The organism is Pseudomonas marvdashtae (genome assembly GCF_014268655.2).
GTDB classification, from domain to species: Bacteria; Pseudomonadota; Gammaproteobacteria; order Pseudomonadales; family Pseudomonadaceae; genus Aquipseudomonas; species Aquipseudomonas marvdashtae.
This window is the reverse complement of sequence record NZ_JABWQX020000001.1, coordinates 488,463-505,305: the sequence shown is the minus strand read 5'-3', so window position 1 is coordinate 505,305 and position 16,843 is coordinate 488,463. Positions and strand designations below refer to the sequence as shown.

At 60.2% G+C, this 16,843-nt stretch carries 15 protein-coding genes; 6 read left to right on the top strand and 9 right to left on the bottom strand.

Going from position 1 to position 16,843, the window contains the following annotated elements; genetic code table 11:
• Positions 1 to 172: 172 nt before the first annotated feature.
• From HU742_RS02435 to HU742_RS02420, 4 genes are read left to right on the top strand one after another with little or no spacing between them, the layout of a single operon-like run.
• On the top strand, positions 173 to 1,099 hold the full coding sequence (locus HU742_RS02435) for a DUF72 domain-containing protein (protein ID WP_186641037.1): 927 nt from the start codon (positions 173 to 175) through the stop codon (positions 1,097 to 1,099).
• A complete protein-coding gene (locus tag HU742_RS02430; RefSeq protein ID WP_189664496.1) occupies positions 1,096 to 1,908 on the top strand; it encodes an endonuclease/exonuclease/phosphatase family protein in 813 nt (270 codons plus the stop codon). Before HU742_RS02435 ends, HU742_RS02430 begins: the two co-directional genes overlap by 4 nt.
• Positions 1,905 to 3,203 (top strand): cardiolipin synthase ClsB, encoded by a 1,299-nt coding sequence (gene clsB, locus HU742_RS02425; RefSeq protein WP_186641035.1) that lies wholly within the window; start codon positions 1,905 to 1,907, stop codon positions 3,201 to 3,203. Before HU742_RS02430 ends, clsB begins: the two co-directional genes overlap by 4 nt.
• Entirely contained in the window at positions 3,190 to 4,194 is a 1,005-nt protein-coding gene (locus HU742_RS02420; RefSeq protein WP_186641033.1) for a lysylphosphatidylglycerol synthase domain-containing protein, read from the top strand. The genes clsB and HU742_RS02420 overlap by 14 nt, the downstream gene beginning before the upstream one ends.
• 65 nt (positions 4,195 to 4,259) lie before the next feature.
• On the opposite strand, the gene HU742_RS02415 is transcribed toward HU742_RS02420, so the two are convergent.
• The 3 genes from HU742_RS02415 to HU742_RS02405 all read right to left on the bottom strand — a co-directional run bounded on the left by HU742_RS02415 (position 4,260) and on the right by HU742_RS02405 (position 7,302).
• Entirely contained in the window at positions 4,260 to 5,018 is a 759-nt protein-coding gene (locus HU742_RS02415; RefSeq protein ID WP_186641031.1) for an alpha/beta hydrolase family protein, read from the bottom strand.
• Positions 5,008 to 6,117 (bottom strand): DUF3182 family protein, encoded by a 1,110-nt coding sequence (locus HU742_RS02410; protein WP_186641029.1) that lies wholly within the window; start codon positions 6,115 to 6,117, stop codon positions 5,008 to 5,010. The genes HU742_RS02415 and HU742_RS02410 overlap by 11 nt, the downstream gene beginning before the upstream one ends.
• A gap of 201 nt (positions 6,118 to 6,318) precedes the next feature.
• Entirely contained in the window at positions 6,319 to 7,302 is a 984-nt protein-coding gene (locus tag HU742_RS02405) for a GlxA family transcriptional regulator (protein ID WP_186641027.1), read from the bottom strand.
• A gap of 97 nt (positions 7,303 to 7,399) precedes the next feature.
• On the opposite strand from HU742_RS02405, the gene HU742_RS02400 reads away from it, so the two are divergent.
• Positions 7,400 to 7,963: a cysteine hydrolase family protein gene (locus HU742_RS02400; RefSeq protein ID WP_186644998.1), complete on the top strand. Its 564-nt coding sequence runs from the start codon at positions 7,400 to 7,402 to the stop codon at positions 7,961 to 7,963.
• Between the two features lie 88 nt (positions 7,964 to 8,051).
• Here HU742_RS02400 and HU742_RS02395 read toward each other — a convergent pair whose 3' ends face one another.
• Positions 8,052 to 8,576 carry a single-stranded DNA-binding protein gene (locus HU742_RS02395; protein ID WP_186614519.1) on the bottom strand — a complete coding sequence of 175 codons (525 nt, stop codon included), beginning with the start codon at positions 8,574 to 8,576 and terminating at the stop codon, positions 8,052 to 8,054.
• A 9-nt stretch (positions 8,577 to 8,585) separates the two neighbouring features.
• On the bottom strand, positions 8,586 to 9,983 hold the full coding sequence (locus HU742_RS02390; RefSeq protein WP_186641024.1) for an MFS transporter: 1,398 nt from the start codon (positions 9,981 to 9,983) through the stop codon (positions 8,586 to 8,588).
• Positions 9,984 to 10,152: 169 nt separating this feature from the next.
• Between HU742_RS02390 and uvrA the strand changes: the two genes are divergently transcribed.
• A complete protein-coding gene (uvrA, locus tag HU742_RS02385; protein ID WP_186641022.1) occupies positions 10,153 to 12,987 on the top strand; it encodes an excinuclease ABC subunit UvrA in 2,835 nt (944 codons plus the stop codon).
• A gap of 107 nt (positions 12,988 to 13,094) precedes the next feature.
• On the opposite strand, the gene bfr is transcribed toward uvrA, so the two are convergent.
• From bfr to HU742_RS02365, 4 genes are all read right to left on the bottom strand, one after another.
• Complete coding sequence (bfr, locus tag HU742_RS02380) at positions 13,095 to 13,559, bottom strand: bacterioferritin (protein ID WP_024778335.1); 465 nt, start codon at positions 13,557 to 13,559, stop codon at positions 13,095 to 13,097.
• A 158-nt stretch (positions 13,560 to 13,717) separates the two neighbouring features.
• Entirely contained in the window at positions 13,718 to 15,166 is a 1,449-nt protein-coding gene (locus tag HU742_RS02375; protein WP_186641020.1) for a catalase, read from the bottom strand.
• A 240-nt stretch (positions 15,167 to 15,406) separates the two neighbouring features.
• Positions 15,407 to 15,793, bottom strand: coding sequence for a 50S ribosomal protein L17 (gene rplQ, locus HU742_RS02370; protein WP_003176402.1), 387 nt, complete (start codon positions 15,791 to 15,793; stop codon positions 15,407 to 15,409).
• Positions 15,794 to 15,835: 42 nt separating this feature from the next.
• The gene (locus HU742_RS02365; protein WP_003186012.1) at positions 15,836 to 16,837 is read right to left on the bottom strand and encodes a DNA-directed RNA polymerase subunit alpha; all 1,002 of its coding nucleotides are present in this window, start codon (positions 16,835 to 16,837) and stop codon (positions 15,836 to 15,838) included.
• Positions 16,838 to 16,843 lie beyond the last annotated feature (6 nt).

The following is a 16,843-nucleotide window of genomic DNA, read 5'->3' as shown; positions in this document are numbered from 1 at the left end:
CTGCGTCCCTCTCGCGGCCGAACGCGGAGCGTCCGTAGAGGCGTTCCCACGCAGAGCGTGGGAATGATCAGAGCATCACTTCACCATCGGTAAGACCAGCGAAACTTTCCAGCCCGCGCGGCAGTCATCAAAAGACACAGGCGGTACGAGGTCATTGGCACGGGAGGGATACATGACGGCGATCCACATTGGCATTTCCGGTTGGCGCTACACGCCTTGGCGGGGAGATTTCTACCCCAAGGGGCTGGTTCAGAAACGGGAATTGCAATTTGCTTCGCGAGCGGTCAACAGCATCGAAATCAATGGATCGTTCTACGCCCTGCAACGTCCCGAACGGTATGCCCAGTGGTACGCCGAGACGCCGTCCGACTTCGTTTTCAGCGTCAAGGCGCCGCGCTTCATCACCCATATCAAGCGCCTGCGAGACATCCATAAGCCGTTGGCAAATTTCTTCGCTTCCGGGGTGCTGGAGCTCAAGGAAAAGCTCGGCCCCATTCTCTGGCAGTTTCCGCCCAGCTTTAAATTCGACCCCGAACTGTTTGAGGATTTTCTCAAGCAATTGCCCCACGACACCGAAGCCGCCGCCGCGCTGGCCCGCGAGCACGAGCCGCGCCTGGATGGCCACGCCAGCACCGAGGCGGACAAAAAGCGTCAGCTGCGCCATGCGGTCGAGATCCGTCATGAAAGCTTCATCGACCCTCGCTTCGTCGCCCTGCTCAAGCGCTACGACGTCGCCTTGGTGGTCGCCGACACTGCCGGCAAGTGGCCCTATCGCGAAGACGTCACGAGCGATTTCGTCTATCTGCGCCTGCACGGTGCCGAAGAGCTGTATGCCAGTGGCTACTCCGACGAGGCGCTGCAACGCTGGGGCGATCGAATCGAAGCCTGGAGCCACGGCAGCCAACCGGGCGACGCGCACCTGATCGACCCGAAAAAGAAACCCCGGGCCCGCAAGAGCCGGGAGGTGTTCTGCTATTTCGACAACGACATCAAAGTTCGCGCGCCGTATGACGCGCGCCATCTGCTGGAGCGTTTTGACCTGGACAAGAACCTCGCCACCGCTCCCGGCGTGCGCCCGGCCGAAGGGGTCTTGCCATGACCACGCCAGAATCCAGCGAAGCCACCCGCGAGCCGATCCCAGACGTGGCGCAAGACCTTGATCGGGTAAACCGCTTCACGGTGCTCACGGTGAATACACATAAGGGATTCACGGCGTTGAATCGACGTTTCATCCTGCCGGAACTGCGCGAAGCGGTACGCAGCGTATCCGCCGACGTGGTGTTCCTGCAGGAAGTGCATGGGACCCACGAACACCATCCCCAGCGCTACAGCAACTGGCCGAGCATGCCGCAATACGAATTCCTCGCCGACACCCTCTGGCCGCAGTTCGCCTATGGGCGCAACGCGGTGTACCCGGCGGGCGACCATGGCAACGCGTTGCTGTCGAAATTCGAGATCATTCGCCATGACAATCTCGACGTCTCCATCAGCGGCCATGAAAGCCGCGGCATGCTCCACAGCGTGCTGCGCCTGCCGGGCGGCGAAGGGCAAGAAGTCCACGCGATTTGCGTGCATTTGGGGCTGCGCGAAGGCCATCGCATCGAACAGCTGAAACTGCTTTGCCAGCGCCTGAGCGAATTGCCCGCCGGCGCCCCGGTGATTGTCGCGGGCGACTTCAACGACTGGCGCGGCAAAGCCAATGATCTGCTCGAGCCTTGCGGCCTGCGGGAAGTGTTTGCCGAACAATGGGGCAAACCGGCGCGCAGTTTCCCTGCGCGCCTGCCGATCCTGCGCCTGGACCGTATCTACGTGCGCAACCTCAAGGCCCACCATGCCCAGGTATTGAATGTACGTCCCTGGTCGCACCTTTCCGACCACGCACCGCTGTCGGTGGAGATCGAATTATGAGCGCGACGATGAACAAGGCGACGGTGGAAAAGATTGAAGTCCCGCCGACCGAACGCAACCCGGCGCTGGCCGATATCGAATACGGCTGGCACGGCAACAACCGCGTCACGCTGCTGGAAAATGGCGAGGAATATTTCCCAAGGGTTTTCGAGGCCATTCGCCGCGCCCAAGAGGAAATTCTCCTGGAGACCTTCATTCTGTTCGAGGATAAGGTCGGCGTTGAACTACGCGACTTGCTGGTCGATGCCGCCCGGCGCGGCGTGCGCATCACAGTCAACCTGGACGGTTTCGGCTGCGGCGAGTTGACTACCGAATTTCTCGCATCGTTGAGCGATGCCGGGGTGCGCTTGCAGATGTTCGACCCGGCGCCCCGACACCTCGGGATCCGCACCAACTGGTTCCGCCGCCTGCACCGCAAGATCGTGGTGGTGGACGGTGTCATCGCGTTTATTGGCGGGATCAACTTTTCCGCCGATCACCTCGGCGACTTCGGTCCCGAGGCCAAGCAGGACTACTCGGTGGAGATCAAAGGCCCGGCGGTGGTGGATATCCATCACTTCGCGCTGCTGCAAAGCGGCCGCCCGGCTCGGGCCAAGTATTGGTGGCAACGTCGCCGCAACCGTCGCTCCGAGCTGGCCTTCAATGACCATGACGGCCAGGTGCGCCTGGTCTATCGCGATAACCATGAGCACCAGACTGACATCGAGGAGGTCTATCTGCAGGTGCTGCGCAGCGCCCAGCGCCGGGTGGTGATCGCCAACGCCTACTTCTTTCCCGGTTATCGCTTGCTGCGTGAGATCCGCAACGCCGCCCGGCGTGGCGTCGAAGTGCGGCTGATCCTGCAAGGGCAGCCGGACATGATGATCGCCAAGCTCGCCGCGCGGATGCTCTATGACTATCTGCTCAAGGCCGGTGTGACGATCTACGAATATTGCGAGCGACCATTGCACGGCAAGGTCGCCTTGGTGGATGAAGATTGGAGCACAGTGGGCTCGAGCAATCTCGACCCGTTGAGCCTGTCGTTGAACCTGGAAGCCAACGTGCTGATCCGCGACCGGGCGTTCAACCGCGAGCTGTTCGAGCGCCTCGATCACCTGAGTCGCAACCATTGCACGGTCATGCCCGAGAACCACGCCCCGCGTGGGCTGCTGTGGCGCATGACCATCGGCTTCATGGTGTTCCACTTCTTGCGTCACTTCCCGGCCTGGGCCGGATGGCTGCCGGCTCATAAACCCCGTTTGAAACCTTTCTCACCGCCGACGGCGGTCCGGAGCGAACCCCATGAACCACTCTGAAGCGCACACCGCGCCGAGAGATGATGCCCATGCGCCGGAACAGGCCAAGCCAAAATCCCGCTGGAGCCGCTGGAAACGGCCGCTGACGCTGGCCTTCTTCCTGCTGCTGATCGTCCTGTTTACGGCATTGGCCCGACGTATCGACTGGTCGGAGGTGTTCACCACCCTGGCCGACTTCAAGCTGCGTACCTTGCTCATCGCCGCCGCGCTGACGGTGGCCAGTTTCATCACCTACGCCTGTTTCGACCTGATCGGCCGTACGTACATCCGGCAAAAACTCGGCTGGCGGCAGATCTTGCCGGTGGGGGTGATCAGCTATGCCTTCAACCTCAATCTCAGCGCCTGGGTCGGTGGCATCGCCATGCGTTATCGGCTGTACTCGCGACTCGGGGTCAGTAACGGCAATATCGCCAAGATCCTCGGCCTGAGCTTGGCCACCAACTGGTTCGGCTACATGACCTTGGCCGGCGTGGTATTCAGCAGCGGCCTGGTGACGATGCCGCCGGGTTGGAAGTTGAGCAGCAACGCACTGCAAGGCGTCGGCGTGCTGCTGTTGCTGATCAGCGCCGGATACCTGGTGGCGTGCCGCTTTTCCAAGCGCCGGGCCTGGACCGTTCGCGGCATGGAAATCAACCTGCCGTCCCTGCGCATGGCCGTGTTGCAATTGGCACTGGGGGCGCTTAACTGGTCGTTGATGGCCGCGGTGATCTTCACACTGCTGCCTGGCAAACTGGATTATCCGGTGGTGCTCGGGGTGTTGATGATCAGCAGCATTGCCGGGGTGATTACACACATTCCGGCGGGGCTCGGGGTGTTGGAGGCGGTGTTCATTGCGCTGCTGCAACACGAGGTATCGCGGGGCAGCCTGTTAGCGGGATTGATTGCCTACCGGGCGATCTACTTCATCCTGCCGCTGTTGGTGACCGTGGTGATGTACCTGGTGATCGAGGCGAAGGCCAAGGCGCTGCGGGTCAAGCCTGGCACCAAGTGAGGGATTGGCTGGGTTGGCCCCTGCACGGACAGGCGTGCGGGGCCGGGCCTTATTAATGCTGGAAATTACCGCTCCTGAATGATGCTCAAGCGTTCGCCCACCACCATTTCCGTGATCCAGCCCACCAGGATCGAGGTGTAAGCCTGCTGTGATATGGGGTCACTCAGGGAATGGTCGGCGCCGTCGATAATCCTATGAGTCAGTGAATGAGTCTGCTGGCAGGCGGCTCGGTAACTCATGATGGTCGCGTGGGGCACGTGGTCGTCGGTCTCGGATTCCACCAATAACACGTCGCCGGTGAACTGCGAGCAGGCCTGCAAAGCGCGGTTGGTGTCGGCGTGTACCAGCGTACTGCGGTAATCGAGCAGGTCGGCCTTGTCCAGGTCGCGCTTGGGCGTGTGCCATTGCTCGTCGCGGTACAGCGCCGGCACCCGCAAGGCCAACCAGCGCACCGGTCGCAGCGCGGTCAGGATCGAAGCCAGGTAGCCGCCGTAACTGGTGCCGACCACGGCAATCGCCGAGGTGTCCAACGCAGGGTGGGCAAGCAGCCGGTCGTAGGCCGCCAACAGGTCCCGCAGATTGTCCTCGCGCGTGACCCGCGACAGCGGGATTCCGGTCCCGCCCGTGTGCCCGCGTAAATCGAAGGTCAGGCACACGCAGCCCAGGCCGGCGATGCCTTTGGCCCGTTCCAGGTCACGCTCCTGGCTGCCGCCCCAACCGTGTACGAACAACACGCCGGGAACCTTCGATTTTGGGCTCAGGAAGGTCCCGTTCATGTGCTCGTCATCTATTGCAATCTGGATCGTTTCGCTTCTAGCCGTCATAGGGTTGAACCGTTACGTATTTGAGTAGGAAATCACTGTTTTCCGCCGTGCCGCGATAGATTTCAGTGGCGCCGGCCGGCAGCGGCTGGTCGGTGTAGGTTTCCACCGAAGAGACGCGAACCGCGCGGGTCGAAGGGTCTTCGACAAACACTTGAAGTGCCGCCACTTCCGCGCTGCTGGCGCCGCCCATGCGCCAGGATTGTTCCAGCACACCGCCGCGTGGTTGTCCGCCGGTGTCGACGCCCTGGGCGATGTCGTAATTGCGCCGCGAGGCAAAGAAGGTCGGAAATGCCTGGTTGGCCGCGTCATCAAATACTTGCGCCAGCCGCACCGCCTCACGCACATCGTCCGGAAGCTCCAGGCCGAGCAACTCGATGTAGCCACCCTGCACCACCAACAGGTCCGAGCCGCCGTAGACCTCGAGCCCTTCATTGTCGTGGGTGAGGTGTTGCACCCCGCAATAGCTCATGACCTTGCCATTGATGAAGCTCTGGCCGACGCTCTGGGTCCTGACTCCGCTGAGGTTCTGCTCAAGCACCACACCGTCGCGAAACACTGACTGGGCGTCAGGCGCAGCGACAATTTCATCAAACTCGGCGAGGCTGCTGATCACCCGTTGACCGCGTCCCGCGCAGGCATGAATCGGCTTGAAGCGAATCGGCCCCGCATAAAGCAGATGTTCAGCGGCTGGGCGCGCATCCTTGAGCGAGAACACGCTGACCCCGTCGAGCACCACGCCACGGGTCAGTTTGGCGAACAGCGGCGACCACCCCTTCGGCGCAACCGCATCCTTATTCAAGAGACCATGGGCGATCGCCTTGGTGCAGATAAAATCATGGTCGACGTAGCCGCCCCACAAGTCCTCTGGCCCCTTGATGCCAAGGCGCAATGCGGCCTCGGCACCGATCAGCGTTTGCGTGGGCAACAGATACAGGTCCCGTCCTGCATGCTCGCGGCTGTCATGACTGCCGCCGTACTCCAAGCCCAGGATGTTCGCCAGCCAGCGGGCCAGCGCCCGATTGGTCTCGACTTCATGCTGCGGTGCGTGGGGATTGACCGAATGGGCCACTACCATTTTGTTGCGATGGATGGACGTCATGCGTTGTCCTTCTTAACTGCGCTCAATAGCTGTAGCTATAAGGATTGCAGAGATCAGGCCAACGGCGTGTTGGGGGACGAACGGTCAAGGAAACGGGCACAAACGTTCGACCCTGTGGCACAGGGCCTGTTTCATTCTGCACGACCGCCAGTCGGCATCCGGCAAATTGCACGACGCAGGGCACAAAATCCAAGGATGAGGTCAGCCCTTTGGGCTAACCCCAAATCTCGTACGGTAGTCACTCGGCGCCAGCCCGGTGATTTTCTTGAAGGTCGATCGAAAGGCGCCGGGATCCTGATAACCGACGGTCCAGGCAATGTGATCGATGGTGCCGTTGGTAAACTCAAGCATTTCCCGGGCCTTGCCCACTCGCAGGTGCTGGCAGTATTCGGTGGGCTTGAGCCCGGTCGCCGCGCGGAACCTGCGCAGGAAAGTGCGCTCTTCCAGCCCGGCCTGCTCAGCCATCGCGCCAAGGGAAACGTCCACCGCGCCGCTGCGTTGCAGCCAATGCTGGACCTTGAGGATCGCCCCGTCACCGTGCCCGAGGATCGGCGCGAAATTGCTGCCGCACTGGCTCGCGCTGTCGCTGTGCTCAATCACCAGGAACTGCGCCGTGCGCGTGGCGATACTGGGCCCAAGCAGACGATCGACCAGGCGCAGTCCAAGCTCCGACCAAGCCATCAGCCCGGCCGTGGTGATCAGGTCGCCGTCGTCGACAATGGGTTTATCGGCGTCGAGCTTGATCTTCGGATAACGCGCCGCAAACGTCTTCGTCGAGGTCCAGTGGGTCGTGGCGCTGCGCCCATCCAGCAAGCCGCTTTCGGCCAGCAGGATAGACCCGATGCACACCCCGCCCAGCACCGTGCCGCTGGCATGGAGCGTGCGCAGCCAATCCATTAGCGTCGGCGAGACCAAGTCTTCGTTGAAGCCGGCGATGGATGGCGGGATGAGCAATGCCAGCAACGGGCCCGCCGGGCCGGTCTCGCTGTCGAACACCCGCCGTGGCGCCTCATTGTTGTCGGTCTGCCAATGACTCACTCGTAACCGCGGCAACGCTGCGCCGGCATGCTCGGCCGCGATCCGCTGTGCCACGGCGAACAGGTCGGTCAAGCCATGCACCGCGGCCATTTGCGCGCCGGGATAGATGAGTACCCCAAGCTCGGAGATTGCCGTTTGCTGCGCCATTGTCAGTTTTCCCTCGCTTATTGTCGTTGCGGCCAATCCTCGGCCCGGCGGTAAACGCCAATACTGGCGCCCTACCCCACCTGATCAAGGAAGCCTCATGTCCAAGCAAGCGCTCATCGTAGTCGATATCCAGAACGACTACTTCCCCCAGGGAAAATGGCCATTGGTTGGCGTCCAAGCCGCCGCCGATAACGCCGCTCGGTTGATCGAAGCGTTTCGTCAGGCCGCAAAGCAAGTGGTGCACATTCGCCACGAATTCACTTCCGACGAAGCGCCATTCTTCACGCCCGGCTCCGAAGGCGCGCAGTTGCATCCCAAGGTGCTCAACCGCCCGGACGAACCGGTGGTCCTCAAGCATTTCGTCAATTCGTTTCGCGAAACCGAACTGCAAGCCATCCTCGACCAGCACGGCATCAAGCAACTGGTCGTGGTCGGCAGCATGAGCCATATGTGTATCGATGGCGTCGCTCGTGCAGCGGCGGACCTGGGCTACGGCGTCACGGTGATTCATGACGCTTGCGCGACTCGCGATCTTGAATTCAATGGCGTGATCGTCCCAGCCGCCCAAGCACATGCGGCCTTCATGTCGGCGCTGGGGTTTGCTTATGCGAGTGTGGTGAGTACCGAGCAGTTTTTGGCTGGCAGTCGGACGCAGCCATAAGCCTCAAGCGAAAAAAAACCGCGCCTCGGAAACCGAAGCGCGGTTTTGTCTTTAGCTTGAAGCTTGCGACTTGAAGCTATGAGCTGCTTTAGAACGGAATATCGTCATCAAAGCTGTCGAAATCCGGAGCCGGTTGCGGCGCGGCCTGTTGCGGAGCGGCCGGGCGCTCGCGTTGTGGCTGTGGCGCCGACTGCGGACGAGGCGCCTGCTGACGCGGAGCCGGAGCCGACTGCTGGTAGTTGTTGCCACCTTGCTGTTGGTCGCCCTGCGGACGGCCGCCCAGCAATTGCATGGTGCCTTGCATGTCGACGACGATTTCGGTGGTGTAGCGCTTGATACCGTCTTTTTCCCACTCGCGGGTCTGCAACTTGCCTTCGATGTACACCTGCGAACCCTTGCGCAGGTATTCGCCAGCAATCTCAGCCACCTTGCCGAACATCGACACGCGGTGCCATTCGGTCTTCTCGACCTTCTGCCCGGTCTGCTTGTCGGTCCATTGTTCGCTGGTCGCCAGGCTCAGGTTGGTCACGGCGTTGCCATTCGGCAGGTAGCGAACTTCTGGATCCTGGCCGCAAGTACCGACCAATATGACTTTGTTAACCCCACGGGCCATAACGTTCTCCTAGGCTTCGCACGCTGCCGGGGCCGGGTTGTTCACCAGGCGCTCGAGCGTCGCACGATCCAATAATTCGGTGTCCAGTTTGATATATACGGCCGCTTCGTCGGCGACCACCACTGCATCGGTTACTCCAACGACGGCCCTGAGGCGCTCGGCCAGGCCTGCTTCGCGGATGGCTTCGGGCGACAACGGCAAGCGCAGGCTCGTCACATACGGAGGTTCGCGCATGGTAACAGCAAAGAGCAGCCAAAGTGCAGCCAGCGCGGCACAACCCAGGAACACAACCGACAAACCGCCATGCTGGAACAGCCAGCCGCCGAGGATGCCGCCCAGCGCCGAACCGAGGAACTGGCTGGTGGAATAAACCCCCATGGCCGTGCCCTTGCCGCCCGCTGGCGAAACCTTGCTGATCAACGACGGCAGCGACGCTTCCAACAGATTGAACGCGGTGAAGAACACCACCGTGCCGATTACCAGCGCTCGAAGGCTGTCGCCGAACTGCCAGAAGAATAGCTCAGTGAGCATGAGCGTCACGACGGCGCCGAGCAAAACTCGTTTCATTTTGCGTCGCTTCTCGCCATAGATGATGAAAGGGATCATGGCGAAGAATGAAATCAGCAGCGCAGTCAGGTAGACCCACCAGTGCTGTTCCTTGGGCAGGCCGGCCTTCTCGACCAATGCCAGCGGCAGCGCCACGAAACTCGACATCAGCATCGCATGGAGCACGAAGATGCCCAGGTCCAGGCGCAGCAGGTCCGGGTGCTTGAGCGTTGGCAGTAGCGCCTGGCGAGCCACGCCGGATTCACGGTGCTGCAACGGCCCGGTGGAGCGTGGCACGATGAACGCGACGATCAGGATGCCGACCAAGGCCATGGCGCCGGTGGCCAGGAACAGGCCCGACAGGCCGAAAGCCCGGGTCAACAGTGGGCCTACAACCATGGCGACCGCAAACGACAGGCCAATCGTCATGCCGATCATGGCCATGGCTTTCGTCCGATGCTGTTCGCGGGTCAAGTCTGACAACAAGGCCATGACCGCTGCGGAAATAGCACCCGCTCCTTGTAGGATCCGTCCGGCAATCACGCCCCAGATCGAGTCCGCATTCGCCGCCAGGACACTGCCGAGAGCGAACACAATGAGCCCCAGGTAAATCACAGGCCGTCGGCCGATACGGTCGGAAATCATCCCGAACGGAATCTGGAAAATCGCCTGGGTCAGGCCGTAGGCACCGATCGCCAAGCCGATGAGGGCCGGGGTCGCGCCCGCCAGGTCCATCCCATAGGTCGCCAGCACCGGCAACACCATGAACATGCCCAGCATGCGGAAGGCGAACACCAGGGCCAGGCCGCTTGCCGCGCGGGTCTCGCCGCTACTCATGCGCTCGCTGTGGGGATCTTGCATGGAAAAACCTCGTGTGAACCGGCGGGGATTCTACCAGTCCCATCGATTGAGGGGGTATAGGGCGACCGTTTGCCGCGCAGTCTTCATGCAGGGCTTGCGATAGTGTGCATCCATCCAGTGTTTACCCGTATACTCCTACGTTTTCGACGCCCGCCGAGCGAGGCCACTTTTGGACAAGATCCTGATTCGTGGGGCCCGTACCCACAACCTGAAGAACATCGACCTGACCCTGCCACGGGACAAACTGATCGTCATCACCGGCCTGTCCGGATCCGGCAAATCTTCCCTGGCCTTCGACACCTTGTACGCCGAAGGCCAGCGACGCTATGTCGAATCGCTGTCGGCCTATGCCCGGCAGTTCCTGTCGATGATGGAAAAACCCGACGTCGACACCATCGAAGGCTTGTCGCCGGCGATCTCCATCGAACAGAAGTCGACCTCGCATAACCCGCGGTCGACGGTCGGCACCATTACCGAGATCTACGATTACCTGCGCTTGCTGTATGCGCGAGTCGGTATTCCGCGCTGCCCAGATCACGACGCCCCGCTGGAAGCCCAGACCGTCAGCCAGATGGTCGACCTGGTGCTGGCCCAGCCGGAAGGCAGCAAGCTGATGCTGCTCGCACCGGTGATTCGCGAGCGCAAGGGCGAGCACCTGATGGTTTTCGAAGAGCTGCGCGCCCAGGGTTTCGTTCGTGCGCGAGTCAACGGCAAGTTGTGCGAGCTGGACGAGCTGCCGAAGCTGGATAAACAGAAGAAGCATTCGATCGATGTCGTGGTCGACCGCTTCAAGGTCCGGGCCGACCTGCAACAGCGCCTGGCGGAGTCCTTCGAAACCGCGCTGAAACTGGCCGACGGCATAGCACTGGTAGCCCCGATGGACGACGAGCCCGGCGAAGAGATCATCTTCTCCGCACGCTTCGCCTGCCCGATCTGCGGCCACGCCATCAGCGAACTGGAGCCCAAGCTGTTCTCCTTCAACAACCCGGCCGGCGCCTGCCCGACCTGCGACGGCTTGGGGGTCAAGCAGTTCTTCGACACCAAGCGACTGGTCAACGGCGAGCTGACCCTGGCCGAGGGGGCGATTCGCGGCTGGGACAGGCGCAACGTCTATTACTTTCAGATGCTCGGTTCGCTGGCGGCCCACTACAAGTTCAGCCTGGACAAACCGTTCAACGAGCTGCCCGCCGACCAGCAAAAATCCATCCTGCACGGCAGCGGCTCGCAGAACGTCGATTTCAAATACCTGAATGACCGCGGCGATATCGTCAAGCGCTCCCACCCGTTCGAAGGCATCGTGCCGAACCTGGAGCGTCGCTACCGCGAGACCGAGTCGGCCAGCGTGCGCGAAGAACTGGCGAAGTTCCTCAGTACCCAGCCCTGCCCGGATTGCCGTGGCACCCGTTTGCGCCGGGAAGCACGACATGTGTGGGTCGGTGAAAAAACCCTACCGGCGGTGACCAGCCTGCCAATCGGCGATGCCACCGTTTACTTCGGCGGCCTTAAGCTCACTGGCCGCCGTGGCGAAATCGCCGACAAGATCCTCAAGGAAATCCGTGAGCGCTTGCAGTTCCTGGTGAACGTCGGCCTGGACTACCTGACCCTCGACCGCAGCGCAGACACCCTATCCGGCGGCGAAGCCCAGCGTATCCGCCTGGCCAGCCAGATCGGCGCGGGCCTGGTGGGGGTGATGTATATCCTCGACGAACCGTCCATTGGGCTGCACCAACGCGACAATGACCGGTTGCTCGGAACGCTGAAACACCTACGGGACATCGGCAACACAGTAATCGTGGTCGAGCATGACGAAGACGCGATTCGCCTGGCCGATTACGTGGTGGACATCGGCCCAGGCGCCGGCGTGCACGGTGGGCATATCGTCGCTCAAGGCACCGCAGCCGAAGTCATGGCGCACCCGGACTCGCTGACAGGCAAATACCTGTCGGGCCGGGTGAAGATCAAAGTGCCGGCCAAGCGCACCCCGCGCAATAAGAAGCTGTCGCTGACCCTTAAAGGGGCTCGCGGCAACAACCTGCGCAACGTCGACCTGGAAATCCCGATCGGCCTGCTGACGTGCGTTACCGGTGTCTCCGGCTCCGGCAAGTCGACGCTGATCAACAACACGCTGTTTCCTCTCAGCGCCACAGCCTTGAACGGCGCCACCACGCTTGAAGCTGCCGCTCACGACAGTATCAAGGGCCTGGAGCACCTGGACAAAGTTGTCGACATCGACCAGAGCCCGATCGGTCGGACGCCGCGTTCCAACCCTGCGACCTACACCGGGTTGTTCACGCCGATCCGCGAACTGTTCGCCGGGGTACCGGAATCCCGCTCACGGGGCTATGGCCCTGGTCGGTTCTCGTTCAACGTCAAGGGCGGACGCTGCGAAGCCTGTCAGGGCGACGGCTTGATCAAGGTGGAAATGCATTTCCTGCCCGACATCTATGTCCCGTGCGACGTGTGCAAGAGCAAGCGCTACAACCGCGAGACCCTGGAGATCAAATACAAGGGCAAGAACATCCACGAAACCCTGGAAATGACCATCGAGGAAGCCCGGGTGTTCTTCGACGCGGTACCGGCGCTGGCCCGCAAGCTCCAGACGTTGATGGACGTAGGGCTTTCCTACATCAAGCTCGGGCAGTCGGCGACGACCTTGTCTGGCGGTGAAGCGCAGCGGGTCAAGTTGTCACGCGAGTTGTCCAAGCGCGATACCGGCAAGACTTTGTATATCCTCGACGAGCCGACCACAGGTCTGCACTTCGCCGATATCCAACAGTTGCTCGACGTGCTGCATCGCCTTCGCGACCACGGCAACACCGTGGTGGTAATCGAGCACAACCTGGACGTGATCAAGACTGCTGACTGGCTGGTGGACCTGGGCCCGGAAGGCGGTTCCAAGGGCGGTCAGATCATTGCCGTGGGTACGCCGGAGCAGGTGGCCGAGATGAAGCAGTCATACACCGGCTACTACCTCAAGCCATTGCTGGAACGTGATCGGGACTGATTTCGCCCGTTCAACAAAAAGCCCCTGCCATCTCACGATGACAGGGGCTTTTTCGTTCCCACGCTCTGCGTGGGAATACAGCTCAGGACGCTCTGCGTTTCCTGCAATCAGAACTGCGATTGCAGGTAGTTTTCCAACCCGATCAGCTTGATCAGGCCCAACTGCTTCTCCAGCCAGTAGGTGTGATCTTCTTCAGTATCGTTGAGCTGGACTCGCAGAATCTCGCGGGTCACATAGTCATTGTGCTGCTCGCACAGCTCGATGCCCTTGCACAGCGCTGCGCGGACTTTGTATTCCAGGCGCAGGTCAGCAGCGAGCATGTCGGGCACGGTGGTGCCGATGTCCAAGTCATCCGGGCGCATGCGTGGCGTACCTTCAAGCATGAGGATGCGGCGCATCAATGCATCGGCGTGCTGAGCTTCTTCTTCCATCTCGTGGTTGATACGTTCGTAGAGCTCGGTAAAACCCCAATCCTCGTACATCCGCGAGTGGATGAAATATTGATCACGGGCTGCCAGCTCGCCGGTCAGCAACGTGTTGAGGTAATCGATTACGTCTGGGTGACCTTGCATCGCCCTACATCTCCACAAGCTTTGAAAGGCCCTAGTTTGAACCAAGCTGACTTGGAGGTCACTCGCTGATCGCAATAAAAGTGAAGAAAATCCGAGAAAAGCAGGTTAAATAACGCAAAAACCGCCCAAATGAGGGCGGTTCTGCTTCTCGTTTAGACTTAGTTAAGCTGTACGCCCAACGCCTTTGCGATACCGTCTCCATAAGCAGCGTCTGCCTTGAAGAAATGCTGCAGTTGGCGATCGACAACATCCGCCGATACACCGGCCATCGCACCAGCGATATTGCTGATCAGCAGGGCTTTCTGCTCATCGCTCATCAAGCGGAACAGCGCACCGGCATGGCTGTAGTAATCGGTGTCCTCGCGATGATCGTAACGATCCGCCGCACCACTGAGGGTCAACGCCGGCTCCGCATAACGGGGAGCCTGCTTGGGTGCTTCAACATAACTGTTAGGCTCGTAGTTCGGCGCTGCGCCGCCGTTGCTGCCGAACGCCATCGCACCGTCGCGCTGATAGGTATCGACCGGACTGCGCGGGGCATTCACTGGCAATTGCTGGTGATTGGTGCCTACGCGGTAGCGGTGTGCATCGGCATAGGCAAATACACGGCCTTGCAGCATGCGGTCAGGCGAAAGGCCCACGCCCGGCACCATGTTGCTTGGCCCGAATGCCGCCTGCTCGACCTCGGCGAAGTAATTCAACGGGTTGCGGTTGAGTTCGAGCTCGCCGACTTCGATCAGTGGAAACTCTTTTTGCGACCAGGTCTTGGTCACATCAAACGGGTTTTCGTAATGAGCGGCGGCCTGAGCTTCGGTCATGACCTGAATGCACACACTCCATTTCGGGAAGTCGCCGCGCTCGATGGCGTTGAACAAGTCACGCTGGGCGTAATCCGGATCGGTGCCCGCCAGACGCGCGGCTTCAGCCGGTGCGAGGTTTTTGATCCCCTGCTTGGTCTTGTAGTGCCACTTCACCCAGTGACGCTCGCCCCGGGCGTTGATCAGGCTGTAAGTGTGGCTACCGAAGCCGTGCATGTGGCGGTAGCCGTCAGGAATCCCGCGATCGGAAAACAGGATGGTGACTTGGTGCAGTGCCTCAGGCGAGTGCGACCAGAAGTCCCACATCATTTGCGCGCTTTTCAGATTGCTCTGTGGGAGGCGCTTCTGGGTGTGAATGAAGTCCGGGAATTTCAACGGATCACGAATGAAAAATACCGGCGTGTTGTTACCGACGATGTCCCAGTTGCCTTCTTCGGTGTAGAACTTCAGCGCGAAACCGCGTGGATCGCGCTCGGTATCGGCAGAACCGCGTTCGCCACCTACCGTAGAGAAACGCAGGAAGGTAGGCGTCTGCTTGCCGATCGACTCGAACAATTTCGCGCTGGTGTATTCGGTAATATCGCGGGTTACGGTGAATGTGCCGTAAGCACCTGACCCCTTGGCGTGCACGCGACGCTCGGGAATGTTCTCACGGTTGAAATGAGCAAGCTTCTCGATCAGGTGGAAGTCATCGAGCAGCAGCGGACCGCGTGGGCCGGCTGAGCGAGAGTTTTGGTTATCGGCGACAGGAGCGCCACTGGCGGTCGTAAGCGTTTTGGTCTGGCTCATGCTCAATTTCTTCCTAGGTCGGTCTTCGAACTGCCGGCTAATCGGCTGGTGGGGAGTATTGATCAACAACATGACGCCTACAAATTCATTAAATTGTAGTCATCAATAGATATTTTCTACCAATAGTCCCAACGCCCATAGTGAAGCCCGCTGAGGCGTGAAAGCTTGTATGGATAACGCTTTTGTTACGCGCACAAAAAACCGGGCACTAGGCCCGGTTCTTCGTTACAGACTGTCGTCTTACTCGGCGCTTACAGCTTCGCCAGCAGTAGCACGATCAACCAATTCGACGTACGCCATAGGGGCGTTGTCGCCAGCGCGGAAACCGCACTTGAGGATGCGCAGGTAGCCACCCTCACGGGTAGCATAACGCTTGCCCAGGTCGTTGAAGAGCTTACCAACGATAGCTTTCGAACGAGTACGGTCGAAAGCCAGGCGGCGGTTAGCCAGGCTGTCTGTCTTGGCCAAAGTGATCAGCGGCTCAGCAACGCGACGCAGTTCTTTGGCTTTCGGCAGTGTAGTTTTGATCAGCTCGTGCTCGAACAGCGACACCGCCATGTTTTGGAACATGGCCTTGCGGTGCGAGCTGGTGCGGCTCAGGTGACGTCCACTTTTACGATGACGCATGGTTCATTCCTTACCAAACACAACGTTCGGTGATTACGACGATCAGGCAGTCGCCTTGTCGTCCTTCTTAAGACTTGCAGGCGGCCAGTTGTCGAGGCGCATGCCGAGGGACAGACCGCGGGAGGCCAGAACGTCCTTGATTTCAGTCAAGGATTTCTTGCCAAGGTTCGGAGTCTTCAACAGCTCTACTTCGGTACGCTGAATCAGGTCACCGATGTAGTAGATGTTTTCCGCCTTAAGGCAGTTAGCCGAACGTACAGTCAGTTCCAGATCGTCAACCGGGCGAAGCAGGATCGGATCGATCTCGTCTTCCTGCTCGACAACCACTGGCTCACTGTCACCCTTGAGGTCGACGAACGCAGCCAACTGCTGTTGCAGGATGGTTGCAGCGCGGCGGATAGCCTCTTCAGGATCCAGGGTACCGTTGGTTTCCAGATCAATAACCAGCTTGTCCAGGTTGGTACGCTGTTCGACACGGGCGTTTTCCACCACGTATGCGATACGGCGAACCGGGCTGAACGAAGAGTCGAGCTGCAAGCGACCGATGCTGCGGCTTTCGTCTTCATCGCTCTGACGCGAGTCTGCCGGTTCATAACCACGACCACGAGCTACGGTGAGCTTCATGTTCAGGGCGCCGTTAGACGCCAGGTTAGCGATTACGTGATCGGGGTTAACGATCTCGACATCATGATCCAGCTGAATATCGGCAGCGGTAACCACCCCCGAACCCTTCTTCGACAAGGTCAGCGTAACTTCGTCACGACCGTGCAGCTTGATAGCCAGACCTTTAAGGTTCAACAGGATTTCAATTACGTCTTCCTGTACACCTTCGATGGCGCTGTACTCGTGGAGCACACCGTCAATCTCGGCCTCGACTACTGCACAGCCAGGCATTGAGGACAACAGGATGCGGCGCAGCGCGTTGCCCAGGGTGTGGCCGAAACCACGCTCGAGAGGCTCGAGCGTGATCTTGGCGCGGGTTGGACTGACAACCTGCACATCAATATGGCGGGGTGTCAGGAACTCATTTACCGAAATCTGCATGGATGC

What these genes read in the sequence shown, in the direction of transcription:
- HU742_RS02435 (WP_186641037.1), top strand. Translation starts at nt 173, where the DNA reads ATGACGGCGATCCACATTGGCATTTCCGGTTGGCGCTACACGCCTTGG.
- HU742_RS02430 (WP_189664496.1), top strand. Translation starts at nt 1,096, where the DNA reads ATGACCACGCCAGAATCCAGCGAAGCCACCCGCGAGCCGATCCCAGAC.
- clsB (WP_186641035.1), top strand. Translation starts at nt 1,905, where the DNA reads ATGAGCGCGACGATGAACAAGGCGACGGTGGAAAAGATTGAAGTCCCG.
- HU742_RS02420 (WP_186641033.1), top strand. Translation starts at nt 3,190, where the DNA reads ATGAACCACTCTGAAGCGCACACCGCGCCGAGAGATGATGCCCATGCG.
- HU742_RS02415 (WP_186641031.1), bottom strand. Translation starts at nt 5,018, where the DNA reads ATGACGGCTAGAAGCGAAACGATCCAGATTGCAATAGATGACGAGCAC.
- HU742_RS02410 (WP_186641029.1), bottom strand. Translation starts at nt 6,117, where the DNA reads ATGACGTCCATCCATCGCAACAAAATGGTAGTGGCCCATTCGGTCAAT.
- HU742_RS02405 (WP_186641027.1), bottom strand. Translation starts at nt 7,302, where the DNA reads ATGGCGCAGCAAACGGCAATCTCCGAGCTTGGGGTACTCATCTATCCC.
- HU742_RS02400 (WP_186644998.1), top strand. Translation starts at nt 7,400, where the DNA reads ATGTCCAAGCAAGCGCTCATCGTAGTCGATATCCAGAACGACTACTTC.
- HU742_RS02395 (WP_186614519.1), bottom strand. Translation starts at nt 8,576, where the DNA reads ATGGCCCGTGGGGTTAACAAAGTCATATTGGTCGGTACTTGCGGCCAG.
- HU742_RS02390 (WP_186641024.1), bottom strand. Translation starts at nt 9,983, where the DNA reads ATGCAAGATCCCCACAGCGAGCGCATGAGTAGCGGCGAGACCCGCGCG.
- bfr (WP_024778335.1), bottom strand. Translation starts at nt 13,559, where the DNA reads ATGCAAGGTCACCCAGACGTAATCGATTACCTCAACACGTTGCTGACC.
- HU742_RS02375 (WP_186641020.1), bottom strand. Translation starts at nt 15,166, where the DNA reads ATGAGCCAGACCAAAACGCTTACGACCGCCAGTGGCGCTCCTGTCGCC.
- rplQ (WP_003176402.1), bottom strand. Translation starts at nt 15,793, where the DNA reads ATGCGTCATCGTAAAAGTGGACGTCACCTGAGCCGCACCAGCTCGCAC.
- HU742_RS02365 (WP_003186012.1), bottom strand. Translation starts at nt 16,837, where the DNA reads ATGCAGATTTCGGTAAATGAGTTCCTGACACCCCGCCATATTGATGTG.